The 17,132-nt window shown below is 71.7% G+C and carries 19 protein-coding genes; 9 read left to right on the top strand and 10 right to left on the bottom strand.

Annotated elements, in window-relative coordinates:
• The first annotated feature begins 65 nt into the window (after positions 1–65).
• Positions 66–1,346, top strand: a complete 1,281-nt coding sequence (locus tag JQC91_RS04405) for an HWE histidine kinase domain-containing protein (protein WP_203285582.1) — start codon at positions 66–68, stop codon at positions 1,344–1,346.
• Here the strand turns inward: JQC91_RS04405 and JQC91_RS04410 are convergent.
• Genes JQC91_RS04410 through JQC91_RS04420 form a run of 3 tightly spaced genes read right to left on the bottom strand, consistent with a single transcriptional unit; the run spans position 1,336 to position 3,431 of the window.
• Positions 1,336–1,935 carry a Smr/MutS family protein gene (locus JQC91_RS04410; protein WP_203285583.1) on the bottom strand — a complete coding sequence of 200 codons (600 nt, stop codon included), beginning with the start codon at positions 1,933–1,935 and terminating at the stop codon, positions 1,336–1,338. The two genes, JQC91_RS04405 and JQC91_RS04410, sit on opposite strands and share 11 nt — an antisense overlap.
• Positions 1,932–2,768 (bottom strand): MltA domain-containing protein, encoded by an 837-nt coding sequence (locus tag JQC91_RS04415; RefSeq protein ID WP_203285584.1) that lies wholly within the window; start codon positions 2,766–2,768, stop codon positions 1,932–1,934. Before JQC91_RS04415 ends, JQC91_RS04410 begins: the two co-directional genes overlap by 4 nt.
• A gap of 3 nt (positions 2,769–2,771) precedes the next feature.
• A complete protein-coding gene (locus JQC91_RS04420; protein ID WP_203285585.1) occupies positions 2,772–3,431 on the bottom strand; it encodes a Tim44/TimA family putative adaptor protein in 660 nt (219 codons plus the stop codon).
• A 107-nt stretch (positions 3,432–3,538) separates the two neighbouring features.
• Between JQC91_RS04420 and JQC91_RS04425 the strand changes: the two genes are divergently transcribed.
• Positions 3,539–4,036: an FxsA family protein gene (locus JQC91_RS04425; protein WP_203285586.1), complete on the top strand. Its 498-nt coding sequence runs from the start codon at positions 3,539–3,541 to the stop codon at positions 4,034–4,036.
• A gap of 72 nt (positions 4,037–4,108) precedes the next feature.
• On the top strand, positions 4,109–4,624 hold the full coding sequence (gene secB, locus JQC91_RS04430; RefSeq protein ID WP_203285587.1) for a protein-export chaperone SecB: 516 nt from the start codon (positions 4,109–4,111) through the stop codon (positions 4,622–4,624).
• Between the two features lie 89 nt (positions 4,625–4,713).
• Here secB and dnaQ read toward each other — a convergent pair whose 3' ends face one another.
• Genes dnaQ through JQC91_RS04450 form a run of 4 tightly spaced genes read right to left on the bottom strand, consistent with a single transcriptional unit; the run spans position 4,714 to position 7,338 of the window.
• On the bottom strand, positions 4,714–5,403 hold the full coding sequence (gene dnaQ / locus JQC91_RS04435) for a DNA polymerase III subunit epsilon (RefSeq protein WP_203285588.1): 690 nt from the start codon (positions 5,401–5,403) through the stop codon (positions 4,714–4,716).
• Complete coding sequence (gene coaE, locus JQC91_RS04440) at positions 5,400–5,969, bottom strand: dephospho-CoA kinase (RefSeq protein ID WP_343069901.1); 570 nt, start codon at positions 5,967–5,969, stop codon at positions 5,400–5,402. Before coaE ends, dnaQ begins: the two co-directional genes overlap by 4 nt.
• Positions 5,966–6,769: a shikimate dehydrogenase gene (locus tag JQC91_RS04445; protein ID WP_203285589.1), complete on the bottom strand. Its 804-nt coding sequence runs from the start codon at positions 6,767–6,769 to the stop codon at positions 5,966–5,968. Before JQC91_RS04445 ends, coaE begins: the two co-directional genes overlap by 4 nt.
• Positions 6,766–7,338 (bottom strand): nucleoside triphosphate pyrophosphatase, encoded by a 573-nt coding sequence (locus JQC91_RS04450; protein ID WP_203285590.1) that lies wholly within the window; start codon positions 7,336–7,338, stop codon positions 6,766–6,768. Before JQC91_RS04450 ends, JQC91_RS04445 begins: the two co-directional genes overlap by 4 nt.
• A 508-nt stretch (positions 7,339–7,846) precedes the next feature.
• Between JQC91_RS04450 and rho the strand changes: the two genes are divergently transcribed.
• Genes rho through JQC91_RS04480 form a run of 6 tightly spaced genes read left to right on the top strand, consistent with a single transcriptional unit; the run spans position 7,847 to position 14,537 of the window.
• Entirely contained in the window at positions 7,847–9,127 is a 1,281-nt protein-coding gene (gene rho, locus JQC91_RS04455; protein WP_203285591.1) for a transcription termination factor Rho, read from the top strand.
• 12 nt (positions 9,128–9,139) lie between these two features.
• A complete protein-coding gene (gene mnmE / locus JQC91_RS04460; RefSeq protein ID WP_203285592.1) occupies positions 9,140–10,417 on the top strand; it encodes a tRNA uridine-5-carboxymethylaminomethyl(34) synthesis GTPase MnmE in 1,278 nt (425 codons plus the stop codon).
• Between the two features lie 9 nt (positions 10,418–10,426).
• Positions 10,427–12,283, top strand: coding sequence for a tRNA uridine-5-carboxymethylaminomethyl(34) synthesis enzyme MnmG (gene mnmG / locus JQC91_RS04465; protein WP_203285593.1), 1,857 nt, complete (start codon positions 10,427–10,429; stop codon positions 12,281–12,283).
• Entirely contained in the window at positions 12,280–12,873 is a 594-nt protein-coding gene (locus JQC91_RS04470) for a 16S rRNA (guanine(527)-N(7))-methyltransferase RsmG (RefSeq protein WP_203285594.1), read from the top strand. The genes mnmG and JQC91_RS04470 overlap by 4 nt, the downstream gene beginning before the upstream one ends.
• Positions 12,851–13,657 carry a ParA family protein gene (locus tag JQC91_RS04475; RefSeq protein ID WP_203285595.1) on the top strand — a complete coding sequence of 269 codons (807 nt, stop codon included), beginning with the start codon at positions 12,851–12,853 and terminating at the stop codon, positions 13,655–13,657. The genes JQC91_RS04470 and JQC91_RS04475 overlap by 23 nt, the downstream gene beginning before the upstream one ends.
• Complete coding sequence (locus JQC91_RS04480; protein ID WP_203285596.1) at positions 13,650–14,537, top strand: ParB/RepB/Spo0J family partition protein; 888 nt, start codon at positions 13,650–13,652, stop codon at positions 14,535–14,537. The genes JQC91_RS04475 and JQC91_RS04480 overlap by 8 nt, the downstream gene beginning before the upstream one ends.
• On the opposite strand, the gene hemW is transcribed toward JQC91_RS04480, so the two are convergent.
• Genes hemW through rph form a run of 3 tightly spaced genes read right to left on the bottom strand, consistent with a single transcriptional unit; the run spans position 14,532 to position 17,061 of the window.
• Positions 14,532–15,677 carry a radical SAM family heme chaperone HemW gene (gene hemW, locus JQC91_RS04485; RefSeq protein WP_203285597.1) on the bottom strand — a complete coding sequence of 382 codons (1,146 nt, stop codon included), beginning with the start codon at positions 15,675–15,677 and terminating at the stop codon, positions 14,532–14,534. The genes JQC91_RS04480 and hemW overlap by 6 nt on opposite strands.
• 56 nt (positions 15,678–15,733) lie before the next feature.
• On the bottom strand, positions 15,734–16,345 hold the full coding sequence (locus JQC91_RS04490; RefSeq protein ID WP_203285598.1) for a non-canonical purine NTP pyrophosphatase: 612 nt from the start codon (positions 16,343–16,345) through the stop codon (positions 15,734–15,736).
• Positions 16,342–17,061, bottom strand: a complete 720-nt coding sequence (gene rph, locus JQC91_RS04495; RefSeq protein WP_203285599.1) for a ribonuclease PH — start codon at positions 17,059–17,061, stop codon at positions 16,342–16,344. The genes JQC91_RS04490 and rph overlap by 4 nt, the downstream gene beginning before the upstream one ends.
• Positions 17,062–17,132 lie beyond the last annotated feature (71 nt).

Below are 17,132 nucleotides of genomic sequence, written 5' to 3' on the forward strand. Positions count from 1 at the left end.
GGATGACGCGCGACGACCGAACGACCGAACCGGGGCATCCGGCGCTTCGCTGGGCCCTGCCCCCCGTGGCAGTCGGCCTCGCCGCCCTCGTCCGCGTCGCGCTCCTGCCGGTGGTGGGCACCGCCGCGCCCTTCTCGACCTTCGCGCTCGCCACCTTCGCGGTGGCCTTCCTCGCCGGGCGCTGGCCCGCGGTGGCGACCATCGCCCTCGCGGTGCCGACGGGCTGGTGGCTGCTGATCGGCGCGACCCCCGGCTGGTCGGCGGACGCGGACGAGGTGGTGGGCAACGTCGGGCTGTTCGTCGTCATCGCCGGGGCGGGCGTCGGCCTCGTCGGGTGGCTCCGGCAGGCGCTGCGGCGCGCCCGCCGCTTGGAGGCCGAGCTCGAGGCCACGCGCAGCCGCCTCGAGGGGGCGCTGAAGGCCGGCGACATGGGCACCTACGAGTGGAAGGTGGAGGACGACCGCGCGACGTGGGACGAGACCGCCTACGCCCTGTGGGACGTGCCCCCCGGCACGCCGGTGACGAGGGGCATGGTCCGGGCCCGCGTCCACCCGGACGACGTGGCCGCGTTCGACGCCGACATGGCGCGGGCGATGGATCCGCAGGGCGACGGCCTCCGCGAGGTGACGTACCGCGTGATGAGCCGCGACGGGGAGCGGGTGCTGCGCTGGCTGCACGTGCGCGCGCAGATGGAGTTCGCGCCCGACGGCACGCCGTCGCGCATGGTCGGGGTCAACCGCGACGTCACCGACCTCAAGCGGGCCGAGGCCCAGCGCGAGCTGCTGATCCGCGAGCTGGACCACCGCGTGAAGAACCTCTTCGCCGTGATCGTCTCGATCCTCTCGCTCGCCCGGCGGCGGCACGGCGACTCGGACGCGCTGGTCGCCGCGGTGCGCCCCCGGATCGAGGCGCTGGCCCGCGCCCACGGCTCCTCGATCGGGCGCCATGCGGCGGAGGAGGGCGTGGCGCTCGAGACGCTGCTCGCGAACGTCCTCGCGCCCCACCGCGACGGCACCGGACGGATCGCCCTGCGCGGCCCGGCGGTCGACCTCCCCGTCTCGGCGATCACGCCCTTGGGCCTCACGGTGCACGAGCTCGCCACCAACGCCGCCAAGCACGGGGCGCTCTCGGTCGAGGGGGGGCGGGTCGCGGTCACGTGGGAGGTCGCCGACGGCACCCTCGCCATCGACTGGCGCGAGACGGGCGGCCCGGCGGCGGAGCGGACGGCGGGCGGCTTCGGCGCGACCCTGCTGGAGGCGACCACGGCGCAGTTGCGCGGCACCCTCGAAACGGAGACCGGCGCGGACGGCCTGCGCGTCCGCATCGCCTTCCCCGTCAGCGCCTGAGGTAGACGTAGTAGGCCCCCTGCCCGCCCTGCGTCCGGTGCGCGGTCCGCACCTGGAGGACCAGCGGGGCGAGCGGGGCCATCCCGAGCCACGTCGGCACCTGGTGGCGCAGCACCCCGTGCCGCGTGGGGATCGGCCCGTCCTCGTCGCGGCGCTTCCCCTTGCCGGTCACCACGAGCAGCAGGCGCAGCCCCTTGGCGTGCCCGTCCATAACGAAGCGGGTCAGCCGCGGCTGCGCCTGCGCCAAGGTCATGCCGTGCAGGTCCAGCTTTGCCTCCGGCGCCAGCTTGCCGGCCGTCATCTTGCGGTGGCGCTTGGCGTCCATCCGGAGCGGCTGGCGCGACACCTCCTGCTCGACCGGCGCGGCGAAGTCGTTGGCGGGGGGGCGCTTGGGCGCCCGCGACCCGATGCGCAGCTTGGGCTGCGGCGCGGGGATAGGCGGCGGACGCGGGATGGCGGTCGAGGTGGGCGGCGACGGCGCCGCGCCCATCTCGCGGTTGCGCGGACGGTCGCCCAAGGGCTTCGCGGTCTTGGCGTAGGCCGCCCACAGGTCGCGGTCCGCCTGCGTCAGCCCGCGGCGGCGGCTCATGGCAGCAGAGGGACCAGCCGTCCCCCGTGGTTCAGCGCCCCCGCCGCGACCCCCGCCGCCGCGCCCGTCCCGTAGAACAGGTCCGCCCGCGCGCCCTTGATCGCCGAGCCGACGTCCTGCGCCACCACCAGCCGCCGGATGGGGGTCGGCGCGTCCACCTCGATCCAGCAGGGCGTGCCCAGCGGGATCTCTTCGGGATCGACGGCGATCGTGCGTCCTTCGGTCACCGGCAGGCCCAGCGCCCCCGGCGGCCCCTCCTCGGCGCGGGCGCGCAGGACGCGGAACATGACGTAGGACGGGTTCTCCCGCATCAGCGCCACGCCCCGCGCGCGGTCCGCGCGCAGCCAGTCCTTCAGGCCCTCGGCGGTGATCGTCGCCGCGTCCATCGCGCCGCGCGCGATCAGCAGCTTGCCGATCGAGACGTAGGCGTGCCCGTTCTTCGCCGCGTGGGTCAGCCGCAGCACGCCCCCCTCGACCAGCCGGATGCGGCCTGATCCCTGAACCTGCAGGAAGAAGCGGTCCACCTCGTCGCGCAGCCACGCGACCTCGTGGCCACGCAGCAGGTCGCGCCCTTCGATCTCCGCGCGGGGCGCGCCGGCGCCGCCCGGCGGCTCTGCATGGACGGGGACCGGGAAGGCGTCGGACCGCGACAGGGCGCCGTCGATCTCGGGCTCGAAGTAGCCGGTGAAGTGGACGTCACGCGCCCGTCCGGGCGTCAGCGCCGCCAAGGCCGCGGCGACGCCCCCCGCGGGGACGTCGCGCAGGGGATGCCCGACGGGCAGGTTCCCGAGCGCGGGGCGCAGGGCCTCCGCGTCGTCCTCCGCCCAGAGCATCGCTCAGCCGCCGGTGGCGACGAGCTTCCAGTTGGGATCGTCCGCCCCCATCGTCCGCGCGAAGGTCCAGACGTCGCGGGACTTCTTGATCTCGTTGGGATTACCCTCGACGATCTCGCCCTCGGCGTCGCGCACCACGCTCGTCATCTCGCCGACGAACTTGATGGTGATCTGACCCTCGTCGGTGGCGCGGTCGAACTCCGCGTCGGTGAGCTGCGTCTCGCGCACCCCGATGAAGTTGGCCTCGACGCGCAGGCCCTTGTCCTCGCGCTCGGCGACGACCCCAAGGAACGCCTCGTAGACCTCCTCGGACAGGAAGGGCTGCACCTCGGCGAGGTCGCCGTTCTCGAAGGCCATCAGGATCATCTCGTAGGCGCCGCGCGCGCCCGACACGAACTCGGTCACGTTGAAGCCCGGCTCGGCCAGCTTCATCGCCGCCAGCGCCTTAGCCGCCTCCGACCCGTCGGGGACGTGGTCGGTGATGTCCGTGTCCGGCCCGCCCTCGATCACCTCGAAGTCGCGACGCACGTCGCGTGCGGGCGCGGGGCCGGTCACGGGCGGCTTCTCGAAGCCGGTGCGCGTGCCGAGCACGTTCTTGAGCCGGATGATGAGGAAGAGGGCGATCCCGGCGAGGACCAGAAGCTGAAGCATCGCGGAATCCATGTGACGTCGTTCTCCCTCCGGGGTTCCTCCCCGGAGTCCCGCACATATGTAAGAGGCCGGTGGGGTCAAGCAAACCCGGCTCCGGCCCGCCAGAGGAGGTTCGTGCCATGTGGCTCTTCGCGCTGTTCCTGATCGTCCCCTTGGTGGAGATCGGCCTGTTCATACAGGTCGGCGGCTGGCTCGGGCTCTGGCCGACCTTGGGGATCGTGATCCTGACGGCGCTGCTCGGCACCGTGCTGGTGCGGCGACAAGGCGCGGCCGAGCTGGCGCGGCTGCGCGGCTCGTTCGAGCGGCTGTCCGACCCGACGCGGCCCTTGGCGCACGGCGCGATGATCCTCGCCTCGGGGCTGCTGCTGCTGACGCCCGGCTTCTTCACCGACGCGGTGGGCTTCGCGCTGCTGGTCCCCGGCGTCCGGGACGCGTTGATGAAGGCGATCGGCCAGCGCATCAAGGTCGAGAAGCTGCGGATGGGGCCGCAGCCGGGTCCGATGCGCCCGGCCCGCGAGGAGGTGGTCGAGGGCGAATGGGTCGAGGAGCCCGCGCGCCCGCGCGATCCCGACGCGCCGCCCTCCGGCTGGAGCCGGGGCGGGGATCGGCTGCACTGAGGCGGGCCGCGTTGCGGGATCGCGGGCCGCGCGGTAAGTGGTCCGCCGACCTATTTCGAGGGGACATGAAGAATGGCTGAGAACGAGCAGGCGAACGGCGCGGCGCAACCCAACGGCGAGGCGCAGGCGGCGCCGTCGCTGAAGGTGGTGGGGCAGTTCATCCGCGACCTGAGCTTCGAGAACGTGGCCGCGCAGAAGGGCAAGATGGCCAGCGCGGGCCAGCCGGAGATCGCGGTTCAGGTGGGCTTGGACGCGAAGAAGGGCGACGCGGAGGACCGCTTCGAGGTCGCCATCAAGCTGAACGTGAAGGCGAAATCCAGCGAGGACACGATCTTCGCGCTGGAGCTGGACTACGCGGGCCTGTTCCAGATCGGCAACGTGCCGCAGGCGCAGATGCACCCGTTCCTGCTGATCGAGTGCCCGCGTATGCTGTTCCCCTACGTGCGCCGGATCGTGGGCGACGTGACGCGGGACGGGGGCTTCCCGCCGCTGAACCTGGAGACGATCGACTTCGTTCAGCTCTACCGGCAGGACCTCCAGCGCCGTGCCGCGGCGCAGCAGGCCGAGGGCGCGCAGGCCGCGAACTGAGGCTTCGGGGCCCGGTTCCGTACGGAACGTACGGGCCCCCGCAGGCCATCTTCACGGTCCGTACGGAGGATGTACGGACCGTCCCCGCGTTACGATGTAACGGTGGACCAGACCGCGTCCTCGCCCAGCCCCGCGACGAAGGCGGCGTGGCGCTCGGCCTCGGCGGGCGTCACGCGGGAGGGCAGGGGCCTCGGGCGCGGCGACGGGCGCCAGTCGGAGGCGGAGGGGCCGGACGCGCGCGAGGCGGCCTCAAGCATCATGCCGGGCTGACGGCCGCCGATCAGCTCGAGGTAGACCTCGGCGAGGATCTCGGAGTCGAGCAGCGCGCCGTGGAGCGTGCGGTTGGAGTTGTCGATGCCGAACCGGCGGCAGAGCGCGTCGAGCGAGGCGGGCGAGCCGGGGAACTTGCGTCGCGCGATGGCGAGCGTGTCGACGGCGCGCTCCATGGGGAGGGGGGCGAGGCCCATCCACTCCAGCTCGGCGGACAGGAATTTCATGTCGAAGGCGGCGTTGTGGATGACGAGCTTGTCGTCCGCGATGAAGTCGAGGAACGCCTGCCCGACCTCCTTGAACACCGGCTTGTCGGCGAGGAACTCGTCGCCCAGCCCGTGCACCGCGAAGGCATCCGCCGGCATCGACCGCTCGGGGTTGATGTACTGGTGGTAGGTGCGCCCGGTGGCGACGTGGTTCATTAGCTCGACCGCGCCGATCTCGACGATGCGGTCGCCTTCGCCGGGCTCGAAGCCCGTGGTCTCGGTGTCGAGGACGATCTCTCTCATGCCCACTCCGCGATGATGCGCTCCACCATATCCTGTGCGGTGGCGCGCGTCGACGTGTCGATGATGTAGTGCGCCCGTGCCCGCTTGTCCGCATCGGGCATCTGGCGGGACAGGATGGCCGCGAGATCGGCCTCGGTCATCGTGCCGCGCGCGAGGACGCGCTGGCGCTGGGTCGCGGCATCGGTCGAGACGACGGCCACGCGGTCCACCGCGGCGTCGAGGCCGGTCTCGAAGAGGAGGGGCACGTCGAGGACGACGAGGGGCGCGTCCGTCGCGGCGAGGAAGGCGGCGCGGTCGGCGGCGACGAGCGGGTGGACGATGGCGTCGATGCGGTCGAGCGCGGAGGGGTCGGCGGCGATGATCTTCCGGAGCGCATCTCGATCGACCGCGCCGTCCACGGTGGTGCCGGGGAAGGCCGCTTCGAGCAGGGCGGGGGCGGGGCCGTCCGGGGCGTAGAGGCGGTGGACGGTGGCGTCGGCGTCCCAGACGGGGACGCCCCGGTCGCGGAACATCGCGGCCGTCGTGGTCTTGCCCATGCCGATGGAGCCGGTGAGGCCGAGGATCACGCGAGGACCGCCGCGCGGAGCGCGCCGTCCACCATCGGCTCGACGCCGAACCAGCGCCGGAAGCCGGGAGCCGCTTGGTGCAGGAGCATCCCGAGGCCGTCCACGGTGCGCAGGCCGCGGGCCTTGGCCGACGCGAGGAGCGGCGTCTCGAGGGGCGCGTAGACGATGTCGGTGACGAGCGCGTCGGAGGGCAGGGGAGCGAGGTCGAGGTCGAGCGGCGGCTGGCCCTGCATCCCCAGCGACGTGGTATTCACGACGAGGCCCGCGTCGGCGAGGTCGGGGGCGGCGAGGGGGGTCGTGGCGATGCCGCGGCCGAGCTCGTCCGCCAGCGCGGCGGCGGTCGCCTCGGTCCGGTTGGCGAGGCGGATGGCGGGGAGGCCGCGCTCCTGCAGGGCGACGAGGACGGCGCGGGCCGCGCCGCCCGCGCCGAGCACGACGGCGGGGCGGTCGGTGGGCCAGTCGCCCGCCGCGTCGAGATTGGCGAGGAAGCCGGGCGCGTCGGTGTTGTCGGCTTCGATCCCGTCGTCGGTGAAGGTGAGCGTGTTGGCCGCGCCGATGCGGCGGGCGCGGTCCGTGGCGGAGGTGGCCGCCGCGAGCGCCGCCGCCTTGTGCGGGATGGTGACGTTGACGCCCGCGAAGCCGAGGCGGGGCAGGAGGCGCAGCGTGTCGGCGAGGTCGTCGGGGCGGACGTGGAGGGGGACGTAGGCCCCGTCGATGCCGTGCCGCGCGAGCCAATGGCCGTGGAGGCGCGGCGACTTGGACTGGGCGATGGGATCGCCGAGGACGCCCGCGAGGATCATGCGTAGCCCCGGATGTGGAGGTGGCGGAGCAGCGGGATCAGCGGCATCCCGAGGATGGTGAAGTGGTCGCCGTCGATGCGGTCGAAGAGGCGGACGCCCTCGGCCTCGATCAGGTAGCCGCCGACGGAGTGGCGGATGTCGTCCCAGTTGCGGTCCACGTAAGCGGTCAGCCAGTCGTCGGGCACGTCCCACATGGTCAGCCGCGCGCGGGAGACGTGGCGCCACGTCGGGCGCCCCTCCTCGACGATGACGGCGGCGGAATGCAGTTCGTGGGTGGAGCCGCGCAGGCGGCGGAGGTGGTCGAGCGCTTGCTCGGGGCTGTCGGGCTTGGAGAGGAGGCCGCCCTCGTGGGCGAGCACTTGGTCGGAGCCGAGGACGAGGGGGGCGCGGACCGAGAGCGCCTTCATCTCCGCCAGCTTGTCGGCCACGTCGCGCGGCGGCGCGCCCTCGGCCACGAGGCTGTCGCGGACCATCGCCTCGTCGATGCGGGCGGGGCGGACCTCGTGGGGGATTCGGGCGGCCTCGAGCATCTGGCGGCGGGTGGCGGAGCCGGAGGCGAGGACGAGCATGGGGAAAAGCCTGTGGGTCCGGGGCGGGAGAGCGTGTGGGGTTCTTAGGCCGCGCGACCCCTTGGGGAAAGCGGCGGAGTTCCGCGCGGGTTCGAGGGTGAGTCGTCCCCCCGGCGCGGGGGTGGGGGGAAGCGCGGGAGGGGGGGTGCGCGGCGGGCGGACCTCCACCGATTCCAACGAGTTCCGCACAGGGGGCATCCGGCGCAAGCCCTTGAAAAGACGTCCGGATGTTCCGATTCGCCCCCGTTCCCCGGACGTTCTCCCCCGCGCCGCGCGGGCGGGTCCGGCCCGTCCTGTTGGAAACCCGATTCCTCCCCGTTCTCCCCAGCCCCTAAATCATCATCATCCTTCTTCTTTCTCTTATATTTATGGAAGGACGGCCGGATTGACGGGTGCCCGCGCGCTGCCTAGATGCGAGGAAACGGCGGGTCGTCCTGACCCGGATGCCGTTCCCCGATGACATGACGATGCGCGCGCCCCGGGGCGGGGTGCGCCTTGGAGCACGCATATGCGCGACGACCACACCGAGACCCTGCACCTCCGCGACCTGAAGGCGACGCCCGCCAAGGACCTCGTGCAGATGGCCGAGGACCTCGAGATCGACAACGCCTCGACGATGCGGAAGGGCGAGCTGATGTTCTCGATCCTGCGCGAGCGGGCGGACGAGGGCTGGGAGATCTCGGGCGAGGGCGTGCTGGAGGTGCTGCAGGACGGGTTCGGCTTCCTGCGGAACCCGGAGGCGAACTACCTGCCCGGCCCCGACGACATCTACGTGAGCCCCGAGGTGATCCGGGCGCATTCGATGCGGACCGGGGACACGGTGGACGGCGTGATCCAGGCGCCGGACGACAACGAGCGCTACTTCTGCCTGACGAAGGTGACGTCGATCAACTTCGAGGAGCCGGAGAAGGCGCGGCACAAGGTGTCGTTCGACAACCTGACGCCGCTCTACCCGGACGAGCGCCTGACGATGGAGATCGAGGATCCGACGATCAAGGACCGCTCGGCGCGGATCATCGACCTCGTGGCGCCGATCGGGAAGGGGCAACGCTCGCTGATCGTGGCGCCGCCGCGGACCGGCAAGACGGTGCTGCTGCAGAACATCGCCAAGTCGATCGAGACGAACCATCCCGAGTGCTACCTCATGGTGCTGCTGATCGACGAGCGGCCCGAGGAGGTGACGGACATGCAGCGGTCGGTGAAGGGCGAGGTGATCTCCTCGACCTTCGACGAGCCGGCGACGCGGCACGTGGCGGTTTCGGAGATGGTGATCGAGAAGGCCAAGCGCCTCGTGGAGCACAAGCGGGACGTGGTGATCCTGCTCGACTCGATCACGCGCCTCGGGCGGGCGTTCAACACGACGGTGCCGTCCTCGGGCAAGGTGCTGACGGGCGGCGTGGACGCCAACGCGCTGCAGCGGCCGAAGCGGTTCTTCGGCGCGGCGCGGAACATCGAGGAGGGCGGCTCGCTCACGATCATCGCGACCGCGCTGATCGACACGGGCAGCCGGATGGACGAGGTGATCTTCGAGGAGTTCAAGGGCACCGGCAACTCGGAGGTCGTGCTCGACCGCAAGGTGGCCGACAAGCGCATCTTCCCGGCGATGGACATCCTCAAGTCCGGCACCCGGAAGGAGGACCTGCTGGTCGATCCGGCCTACCTGCAGAAGACGTTCGTGCTGCGCCGCATCCTGAACCCGATGGGGACGACGGACGCGATCGAGTTCCTGATCGGGAAGCTGAAGCAGACCAAGACGAACTCGGACTTCTTCCAGTCGATGAACAGCTGACGGCGCGGGCCGATGGAGACGATCCACGCCCTCGCCACCGGCCGGGGGCGGGCCGGGGTCGCGGTGATCCGGGTGTCGGGGCCGTCGGCATGGGCCATCGCGGACCGGATGGCCGCGCCGCTGCCCGCGCCGCGGGAGGCGGGGCTGCGGACGATCCGGGACGGGGCGGGGACGGCGCTCGATCGGGGGCTCGTGCTGCCCTTCGCGGAGGGGGCGAGCTTCACCGGCGAGCCGGTGGTCGAGTTCCACGTGCATGGCGGGCCCGCGGTGGTCGAGGCGGTGCTGCGGTCCTTGGGCGAGCTGGGCCTGTCGCGGATGGCGGTGGCCGGCGAGTTCACGCGGCGGGCGCTCGAGAACGGGGTGCTCGACCTGACCCAGGTGCAGGGGCTCGCGGACCTGATCGACGCGGAGACCGAGGAGCAGCGGCGGACCGCCCTGCGGGTGGCCGACGGCGCGTGGTCGGAGATGCTGTCGGGTTGGCGCGCCGCGCTCGTGCGGGCGCGGGCGCTTTTGGAGGCGACAATCGATTTCGCCGACGAGGACGTGCCGCAGGACGTGCTGCCGGAGGTGCGTGACCTCCTCGTCGGGGTCCGGGACGGGATCGGCGCGCAGATCGCGGGCGCCGCGCGCGCGCGCGCGGTCCGGGAAGGTGTCGTCGTCGCCGTCATCGGGCCACCGAACGCCGGAAAATCAAGCCTTATCAATAGGTTGACGTCCCGCGACGTGGCCATCGTGTCGGATCGGGCCGGGACCACGCGGGACGTGATCGAGGCGCGGATCGAACTCGACGGCATCCTCGTGACGCTGCTGGACACCGCTGGCCTGCGGACGACGGCGGACGAGGTCGAGGGGCTCGGAATAGATCGCGCGAAGGCTCGGGCGCGGGACGCCGACCTCCGGCTGTTCCTCCGCCTCGCCGACGAGGCGCCCGACCCGGACCTGTTCCGCGCCGACCGCGACCTCGTGCTGCGGGGGAAGGCGGACCTCGGCGGGGGGGACGTATCGGCGGTGACGGGCGTCGGAGTCGATCGGATCGTCGAGTGGATCGGAAAGCACGTCGAGGACGGGGGCGTCGGGGATTCGTTCGTGTCGCGAGAGCGGGATCGGATCATGCTGGAGGAGGCGGCGTCCGCGATCGAGGCGGCGATAGACCAAGCGGGCGCGGACGAAGCGGAGCTCGTGGCGGAGGATATCCGCCGAGCGACGACGGCGCTGGAGCGCATTCTGGGTCGCGTCGACGTCGAGGAGGTGCTAGGCGAGATCTTCTCTTCGTTCTGCCTCGGGAAGTAGGTGTTTCACGTGAAACATGATGTCGTGGTGATCGGCGGGGGTCATGCCGGCGTAGAGGCCGCGATGGCCGTCGCACGGATGGGGGGCACCGTCGCGCTCATGACGCTGCGCGGGGCCGACTTGGGCCAGATGTCGTGCAACCCGGCGATCGGCGGGCTCGGGAAGGGTCATCTCGTTCGGGAGATCGATGCGCTTGGTGGCGTGATGGGTCTGGCGGCGGACGAGGCCGGTATCCAGTTCAGGCTGCTCAACCGGCGCCGCGGCCCGGCGGTGCAAGGGCCCCGGGCGCAGGCCGACCGCACGCTCTTCGCGGCGGCCGTGCGGCGACGGGTCGAGGACGAGCCGAAGGTCGACGTCGTGGAGGGCGAGGTCGTCTCGGTCGAACCGCTGGATCGCGGCGTGATCGTCCACCTCGCGGATGGCGCCGAGCTGCAGGCCGGGGCCGTCGTGCTCGCGACGGGAACCTTCCTCGGCGGCACGATCCATATCGGGGACCGGTCCGTCCCGGCGGGACGCATGGGGGATCGAGCGGCGACCCGACTGTCATCGTGGCTCCGCGAGGTCGTGCCCGCCGTCGGACGTCTGAAGACCGGAACGCCGCCGCGTCTCGACCGCCGGTCGATCCGGATGGACGGCCTGGACCAGCAGGTCGGAGATGCGGACCCGGTCCTGTTCTCGTTCCTGTCCGATCGTCCGGTCGCGCGGCAGGTGTCTTGCGCGATCACCCATACGAACGAGCGGACGCACGAGATCATCCGCGCGAACCTCTCCCGATCCGCCATGTATGGGGGCCATATCGACGGCGTAGGGCCGCGCTACTGTCCGTCGATCGAGGACAAGGTCGTCCGGTTCGCGGAGAAGACGTCGCATCAGATCTTCCTCGAGCCCGAGGGGCTCGATCTCGATACGGTCTATCCGAACGGCATATCGACGTCGCTTCCGGAGGAGGTGCAGGAGGATTACGTCCGATCCATCGCTGGGCTGGAGAATGCCCGGATCCTGCAGCCGGGATATGCGGTGGAGTACGACTACGTCGATCCGCGGGCGTTGGATGCTAGCCTCGCGCTGCGCGGCCATCCCTTCGTCTTCTTGGCCGGACAGATCAACGGGACGACCGGGTACGAGGAGGCGGCGGCGCAGGGTCTCGTGGCCGGGATGAACGCGCTCCGGCATGTCCGGGGGGAGGGCCCGGTGCGGTTCTCGCGGACCGAGAGCTACATCGGCGTGATGATCGACGATCTCGTATCGCGTGGGGTGCTCGAGCCGTATCGCATGTTCACGTCGCGTGCGGAGTATCGCCTCACGATCCGGGCGGACAATGCGGACCAGCGGCTTACTCCGTTGGGGATTGAGCATGGCCTCGTCGGTTCCGCGCGTCGTGCGGCGTTCGAAGCGAAGATGGATGCGCTTGCGCGAGGTCGGAGCGATCTTGAATCCTTGTCGGCGACGCCCGCGCAGTTGAACGCGCGTGGGGCGGACGTGCGGGAGGATGGCCGACGCCGGACCGCTTGGGATCTCTTGGGGCAGGGGGGGGACGGGATCATCGCCGTTCGGCGGGCGTGGCCCGAGACGGCGGAGATGGACGCCGACGTGGTCGCCCAGCTTCGCATCACGTCGCTCTATGAGCGGTATGAGACCCGCCAAAGGAACGACGCGGAGACGCTTCGGCGCGACGAGATGCAGGAGATTCCGCCCAATTTCGACTTCAGGATGGTCGGAAGTCTATCGGGCGAGTTGCGGCAGAAGCTGAGCGAGCGGCGCCCGCGTACGGTCGCGGAGGCCCGGGCGATCGACGGGATGACGCCGGCGGCCCTCGTGGCGGTTCTGATGGAGATGAAGAAGGCCGAGACGCGGGCATCCGCATGAACGTTTCACGTGAAACAACGGAACTGGAGGCCGCGTATCTCGACCTCGTCCGTCGATGGTCTCCTCGCATCAATTTGGTTTCCCGTACCGATCTTCCGCGCCTCGAAGAGCGCCATCTTCGAGACAGCCGTGCGGTTGTCGATGTCGCGCCGGTATCTGCCGACTGCTGGGTCGATCTCGGGAGCGGTGGGGGTTTCCCTGGCATCGTCGCGGCGATCCATCGCCGGTCGGAAGGAACCTCCGTACACCTCGTCGAGAGCGATGTCCGGAAGGCGATGTTCCTTCGTACGGTCGCGCGTGAGCTAGATCTGAACGTCGTCGTGCATTCGGATCGGATCGAGCAGGCCGAGGTCCCCGTGCCGGACGTGCTGTCCGCCCGCGCCCTCGCGCCGCTTCCGAAGCTCCTGTCGCTCGCGCATCTCCATTGCGGTCCTCGGACCGTCATGGTGTTCCCGAAGGGCGTCACATGGCGCGCGGAACGCGACGCTGCCCTTCCGTCGTGGCGATTCTCGCTCCAGACCCACCCCAGTCCGACGCAGCCGGACGCCGCAATCCTCGTGCTCACCGATGTCGAACCTCTCTCGTCCTAGGGTCATCGCGATCGCCAACCAGAAGGGGGGCGTCGGGAAGACCACCACCGCGATCAACCTCGGCGCTGCCCTCGCGGCGCGGGGGCGGCGGGTCTGCGTGATCGACCTCGACCCGCAGGGGAACGCCTCGACGGGGGTGGGGATCGAGCGCGAGGATCGTCGCGTCACGAGCTACGACGTGCTCCTCGAGGGGGCGGCGATCGGGGACGCGGCGCTTCCGCTCGGGACGCCGAACCTCACGCTCGTGCCCGCGACGACGGATCTCAGCTCGGCGGACGTGCAGATGATGTCGTCCGGGCGCCGGACGCAGCATCTCCGGGCGGCGCTCCTGCGGTCGGCCCCGGATGCGGACGTGGTCCTGATCGACTGCCCGCCGTCGCTGAGCCTGCTCACGGTGAACGCGCTCGTGGCGGCCGACTCGGTCCTCGTGCCGCTCCAGTCCGAGTTCTTCGCGCTGGAGGGGCTCTCGCAGCTCCTGCTGACAGTGCGGGAGGTGCGGCAGACGGCCAATCCCGGCCTACGGCTCGAGGGCATCGTGCTCACGATGTTCGACGGCCGGAACCGCCTGTGCCAGCAGGTCGAGGAGGATGCGCGGTCGAACCTCGGCGAGCTCGTGTTCGAGACGCGGATCCCCCGGAACGTGCGGCTAAGCGAGGCGCCGAGCCACGCGAAGTCGGTCCTGGACTACGATCCGGACAGCAAGGGGGCGATCGCCTATCGTGCGCTGGCGGGCGAGCTGCTGCGCCGTCTCGCGCGGGACACGAAGGAGGAAGTCGATGGCTGACAAGACGGAACGTCGCGGCCTCGGGCGGGGCCTGTCCGCGCTGATGGCGGACCTGCCGCAGGGGGACGCCCCGCCGCGGGCGCCGGACCGGGACGTGCCGATCGCTACCGTGCGACCCAACCCGGACCAGCCGCGCCGCCACTTCGACGACGGCGACCTGTCCGACCTCGCGGCGTCGATCCGGACCCGCGGCGTGCTGCAGCCGATCATCGTCCGGACCGATCCGGCGGACGGGGCCTATCTGCAGATCATCGCGGGCGAGCGCCGGTGGCGCGCGGCGCAGATGGCCGGGCTGCACGAGATCCCCGTGCTGGTGCGCGAGATGGACGACGCCGCCGTGCTGGAGGTCGCGATTGTCGAGAACATTCAGCGGAGCGACCTGAACCCGCTCGAGGAGGCGGTCGGGTACAGGACGCTGCTCGATCGCTACGGCCACACGCAGGAGCGGCTGGGCGACCTCGTGGGACGCAGCCGAAGCCACATCGCCAACGCGCTCCGCCTCACCACCCTGCCGGACGACGTGCAGGCCCATCTCCGCAGCGGCGCCCTGACCGCCGGGCATGCGCGCGCGCTCGTCGGGGCCGACAACGCCGGCGACCTCGCGAAGCGGATCATCTCCGGCGGCCTGTCCGTCCGCGAGACCGAGCGGCTCGTGAAGTCCGACGCCGAGGGGAAGCGCGTCTCGGCGCGCCGTCCGGCCCCCGAGAAGGACGCAGATACGGCCGCGCTGGAGCGCGACCTCGGCGCGGCGCTTCGGATGCGGGTGTCGATCGACGCCAAGCCCGGCGGGGAAGGGCGCGTGACGATCACGTACAAGGATCTCGATGCGCTGGACGACCTGTGCCAACTGCTCGCGCCCGGACGCCCGGTCCAGTCATAGCAGGCGGCGCACCGCCTCGTTGAGGAGCGGGCGGCCCCGCGGGGTGGTCCGCAGGCGTCCGTCCGTCACCACGCAGAGGCCGAGATCCGTCACGTCGCGGACGCGATCGGCGTCCGGCGCCCATCCGATCCGATTTAATCGTTCTATATCAACGCCTTCCGAGATACGAAGGCCCATCATGAGGGCTTCCTCGGCCCATTCGGTCCGGGTCTCCGCGCTCACCTCCGCGTGACCCTCGCCCGTCGTCGCCGCCGCGAGCCATGCCGCGGGCGCGGCGACGTTGCGCATCTCGTGCCGCTGTCCGGCCTTTGTGAACCGCCCGACCGCGCCGGGGCCGATCCCGACCCAGTCCCCCGCCCGCCAGTAGGTCAGATTGTGCCGCGACTCCCGGCCCGGCACCGCGTGGTTCGACACCTCGTAGGCCGGAAGCCCCGCCGCCCCGCAGATCTCCTGCGTCATCTCGTAGAGGGTCGCGCCGCGGTCCTCGTCGGGCAGCCCCGGCAGGCGCCCCGCGGCCGCGCGGGTGTGGAACATCGTCCCCGGCTCGATGGTCAGCTGATACAGGGACAGGTGGTCGGGCCCCAAGGCGAGGGCGCGGGCCAGCTCGTCCGCCCACGCGACCTCGTCCTGGTGCTGGCGGGCGTAGATCAGGTCGAAGCTGACCCGCTCGAACGTGGCGCGCGCCGTGTCGAGCGCGCGCAGGGCCCCCGCCGCGTCGTGGGTCCGCCCCAAGGCGCGCAGCGCCGCGTCGTCGAGCGCCTGCACCCCGAGGGACACCCGGTTCACGCCGGCGGCGGCGAAGGCGCGGAAGCGGTCCCGCTCGACGGAGGTGGGGTTCGCCTCCAGCGTCACCTCCAAGGCGTTCGACGTGCCCCAGACGCGGCGCGCGGCGTCGAGCACCGCCTCCACGGTGGCGGGCTCCATCAGCGAGGGCGTCCCGCCGCCGAAGAACACGGAGCCGAGGGTGCGGCCGGGCAGGCGCTCCGCCCAGCGCTCGATCTCCACTACGAGGGCGGCGCGCCATGCGGCATGGTCGACGGTCCGGGAGACGTGGCTGTTGAAGTCGCAATAGGGGCACTTGGCCTCGCAGAACGGCCAGTGGACGTAGAGGCCGAAGCCTCCGATCTGCCAGTTCTCCATCCCGCCGCCCCCCGCCGCGCCTCGTCCGCCGGGCGCAGATGGGGACGCGGGGCGGATCAGTCCAGCCCGAAGACCGGGGCCAACGCCCGCAGCGCGGCGCCCCGGTGGCTGCGCGCGTTCTTCTCGTCGAAGGTCATCTCGGCGAAGGTCCTCGTCTCGCCCGCGGGGACGAACATCGGGTCGTAGCCGTGGCCCACCGCGCCGCGCATCGGCCAGACGACGCGCCCCTCGCACCGCCCGTCCACGACCTCGGCGTGCCCGTCGGGCCAGAGCACGGCCATCACCGCGCGGAACCGGGCGGTCCACGGCTCCGGCACGCCGCGGTCCACGAGCTCCCGATGGGCGCGGCCCATGGCCATGACGAAGTCGCGCCCGCCGCCGGTCTCGGCCCAGTCCGCCGTGCGGACGCCGGGCGCGCCGTCGAGCCCGTCGATCTCGATCCCGCTGTCGTCCGCGAGCACGGGCAGGCCCGTCGCCCCCATCGCGGCGTGCGCCTTGATCAGCGCGTTGCCCTCGAAGGTGGATTCCGTCTCGTCCGGCTCCCCGAGGTCGAAATGGCGGTTGGTGAGCACCGCGATCCCCGCCGGGGCGAGCAGGGCCGCCACCTCCTCGGCCTTGCCCGCGTTGTGCGTGGCGAAGAGGAGGCGGTCGCCGTCGAAGCGTCTCACCCCCGCCCCGTGGCGGTCGCTTGGGCGCCGACGAGTTGGCCCACGCCGAGTTCCGCGAGGCGCAGCAGCTCGTCCAGCGTGGCCCGCGGGAAGGTGGCGCCCTCGGCACTGGCCTGCACCTCGACGATGCCGCCCTTGCCGGTCATCACGAAGTTGCCGTCCGTGCCGGCCTGCGAGTCCTCGTCGTAGTCGAGGTCCAGCACCGGCTGGCCGGCATAGACCCCGCAGGAGACGGCGGCGACGTGGTCGAGGATCGGGTCGCTCGTCAGCGCGCCCGCCGTCATCAGCGTGTCCACCGCGAGCCGCAGCGCGACCCAGCCGCCGGTGATCGACGCGCATCGGGTGCCGCCGTCCGCTTGGATCACGTCGCAGTCCACGGTGATCTGGCGCTCACCCATCGCCTGGCGGTCGATGCAGGCGCGCAGGGACCGCCCGATCAGGCGCTGGATCTCCTGCGTGCGGCCCGACTGCTTGCCCGCCGCCGCCTCGCGGCGCCCGCGGGTGTGGGTGGCGCGCGGCAGCATCCCGTACTCCGCCGTCACCCAGCCTTGGCCCGAGTTGCGCAGGAAGGGGGGGACGCGCTCCTCGACGGAGGCGGTGCACAGCACGTGGGTGCCGCCCATGCGGATCATGCAGGACCCCTCGGCGTGGCGGGTCACGCCGGTCTCGATCGAGACCTCGCGCATCTGGTCCAGGTCGCGGTTCGACGGGCGCATGGGCATCCTCCTCGGGCGTGTCGCCGCCCCCGTAGCGGGGGCGCGCGGCGGGGGGCAACCCGGGCGGCCCC

This window comes from Jannaschia sp. Os4, from assembly GCF_016820245.1.
Lineage (GTDB): Bacteria > Pseudomonadota > Alphaproteobacteria > Rhodobacterales > Rhodobacteraceae > Jannaschia.

Excerpts from the sequence above, each read along its gene's own strand:
- JQC91_RS04410 (WP_203285583.1), bottom strand. The coding sequence starts at position 1,935 with ATGAGCCGCCGCCGCGGGCTGACGCAGGCGGACCGCGACCTGTGGGCG.
- JQC91_RS04415 (WP_203285584.1), bottom strand. The coding sequence starts at position 2,768 with ATGCTCTGGGCGGAGGACGACGCGGAGGCCCTGCGCCCCGCGCTCGGG.
- JQC91_RS04420 (WP_203285585.1), bottom strand. The coding sequence starts at position 3,431 with ATGGATTCCGCGATGCTTCAGCTTCTGGTCCTCGCCGGGATCGCCCTC.
- JQC91_RS04425 (WP_203285586.1), top strand. The coding sequence starts at position 3,539 with ATGTGGCTCTTCGCGCTGTTCCTGATCGTCCCCTTGGTGGAGATCGGC.
- secB (WP_203285587.1), top strand. The coding sequence starts at position 4,109 with ATGGCTGAGAACGAGCAGGCGAACGGCGCGGCGCAACCCAACGGCGAG.
- dnaQ (WP_203285588.1), bottom strand. The coding sequence starts at position 5,403 with ATGAGAGAGATCGTCCTCGACACCGAGACCACGGGCTTCGAGCCCGGC.
- JQC91_RS04445 (WP_203285589.1), bottom strand. The coding sequence starts at position 6,769 with ATGATCCTCGCGGGCGTCCTCGGCGATCCCATCGCCCAGTCCAAGTCG.
- JQC91_RS04450 (WP_203285590.1), bottom strand. The coding sequence starts at position 7,338 with ATGCTCGTCCTCGCCTCCGGCTCCGCCACCCGCCGCCAGATGCTCGAG.
- rho (WP_203285591.1), top strand. The coding sequence starts at position 7,847 with ATGCGCGACGACCACACCGAGACCCTGCACCTCCGCGACCTGAAGGCG.
- mnmE (WP_203285592.1), top strand. The coding sequence starts at position 9,140 with ATGGAGACGATCCACGCCCTCGCCACCGGCCGGGGGCGGGCCGGGGTC.
- JQC91_RS04470 (WP_203285594.1), top strand. The coding sequence starts at position 12,280 with ATGAACGTTTCACGTGAAACAACGGAACTGGAGGCCGCGTATCTCGAC.
- JQC91_RS04475 (WP_203285595.1), top strand. The coding sequence starts at position 12,851 with ATGTCGAACCTCTCTCGTCCTAGGGTCATCGCGATCGCCAACCAGAAG.
- JQC91_RS04480 (WP_203285596.1), top strand. The coding sequence starts at position 13,650 with ATGGCTGACAAGACGGAACGTCGCGGCCTCGGGCGGGGCCTGTCCGCG.
- hemW (WP_203285597.1), bottom strand. The coding sequence starts at position 15,677 with ATGGAGAACTGGCAGATCGGAGGCTTCGGCCTCTACGTCCACTGGCCG.
- rph (WP_203285599.1), bottom strand. The coding sequence starts at position 17,061 with ATGCGCCCGTCGAACCGCGACCTGGACCAGATGCGCGAGGTCTCGATC.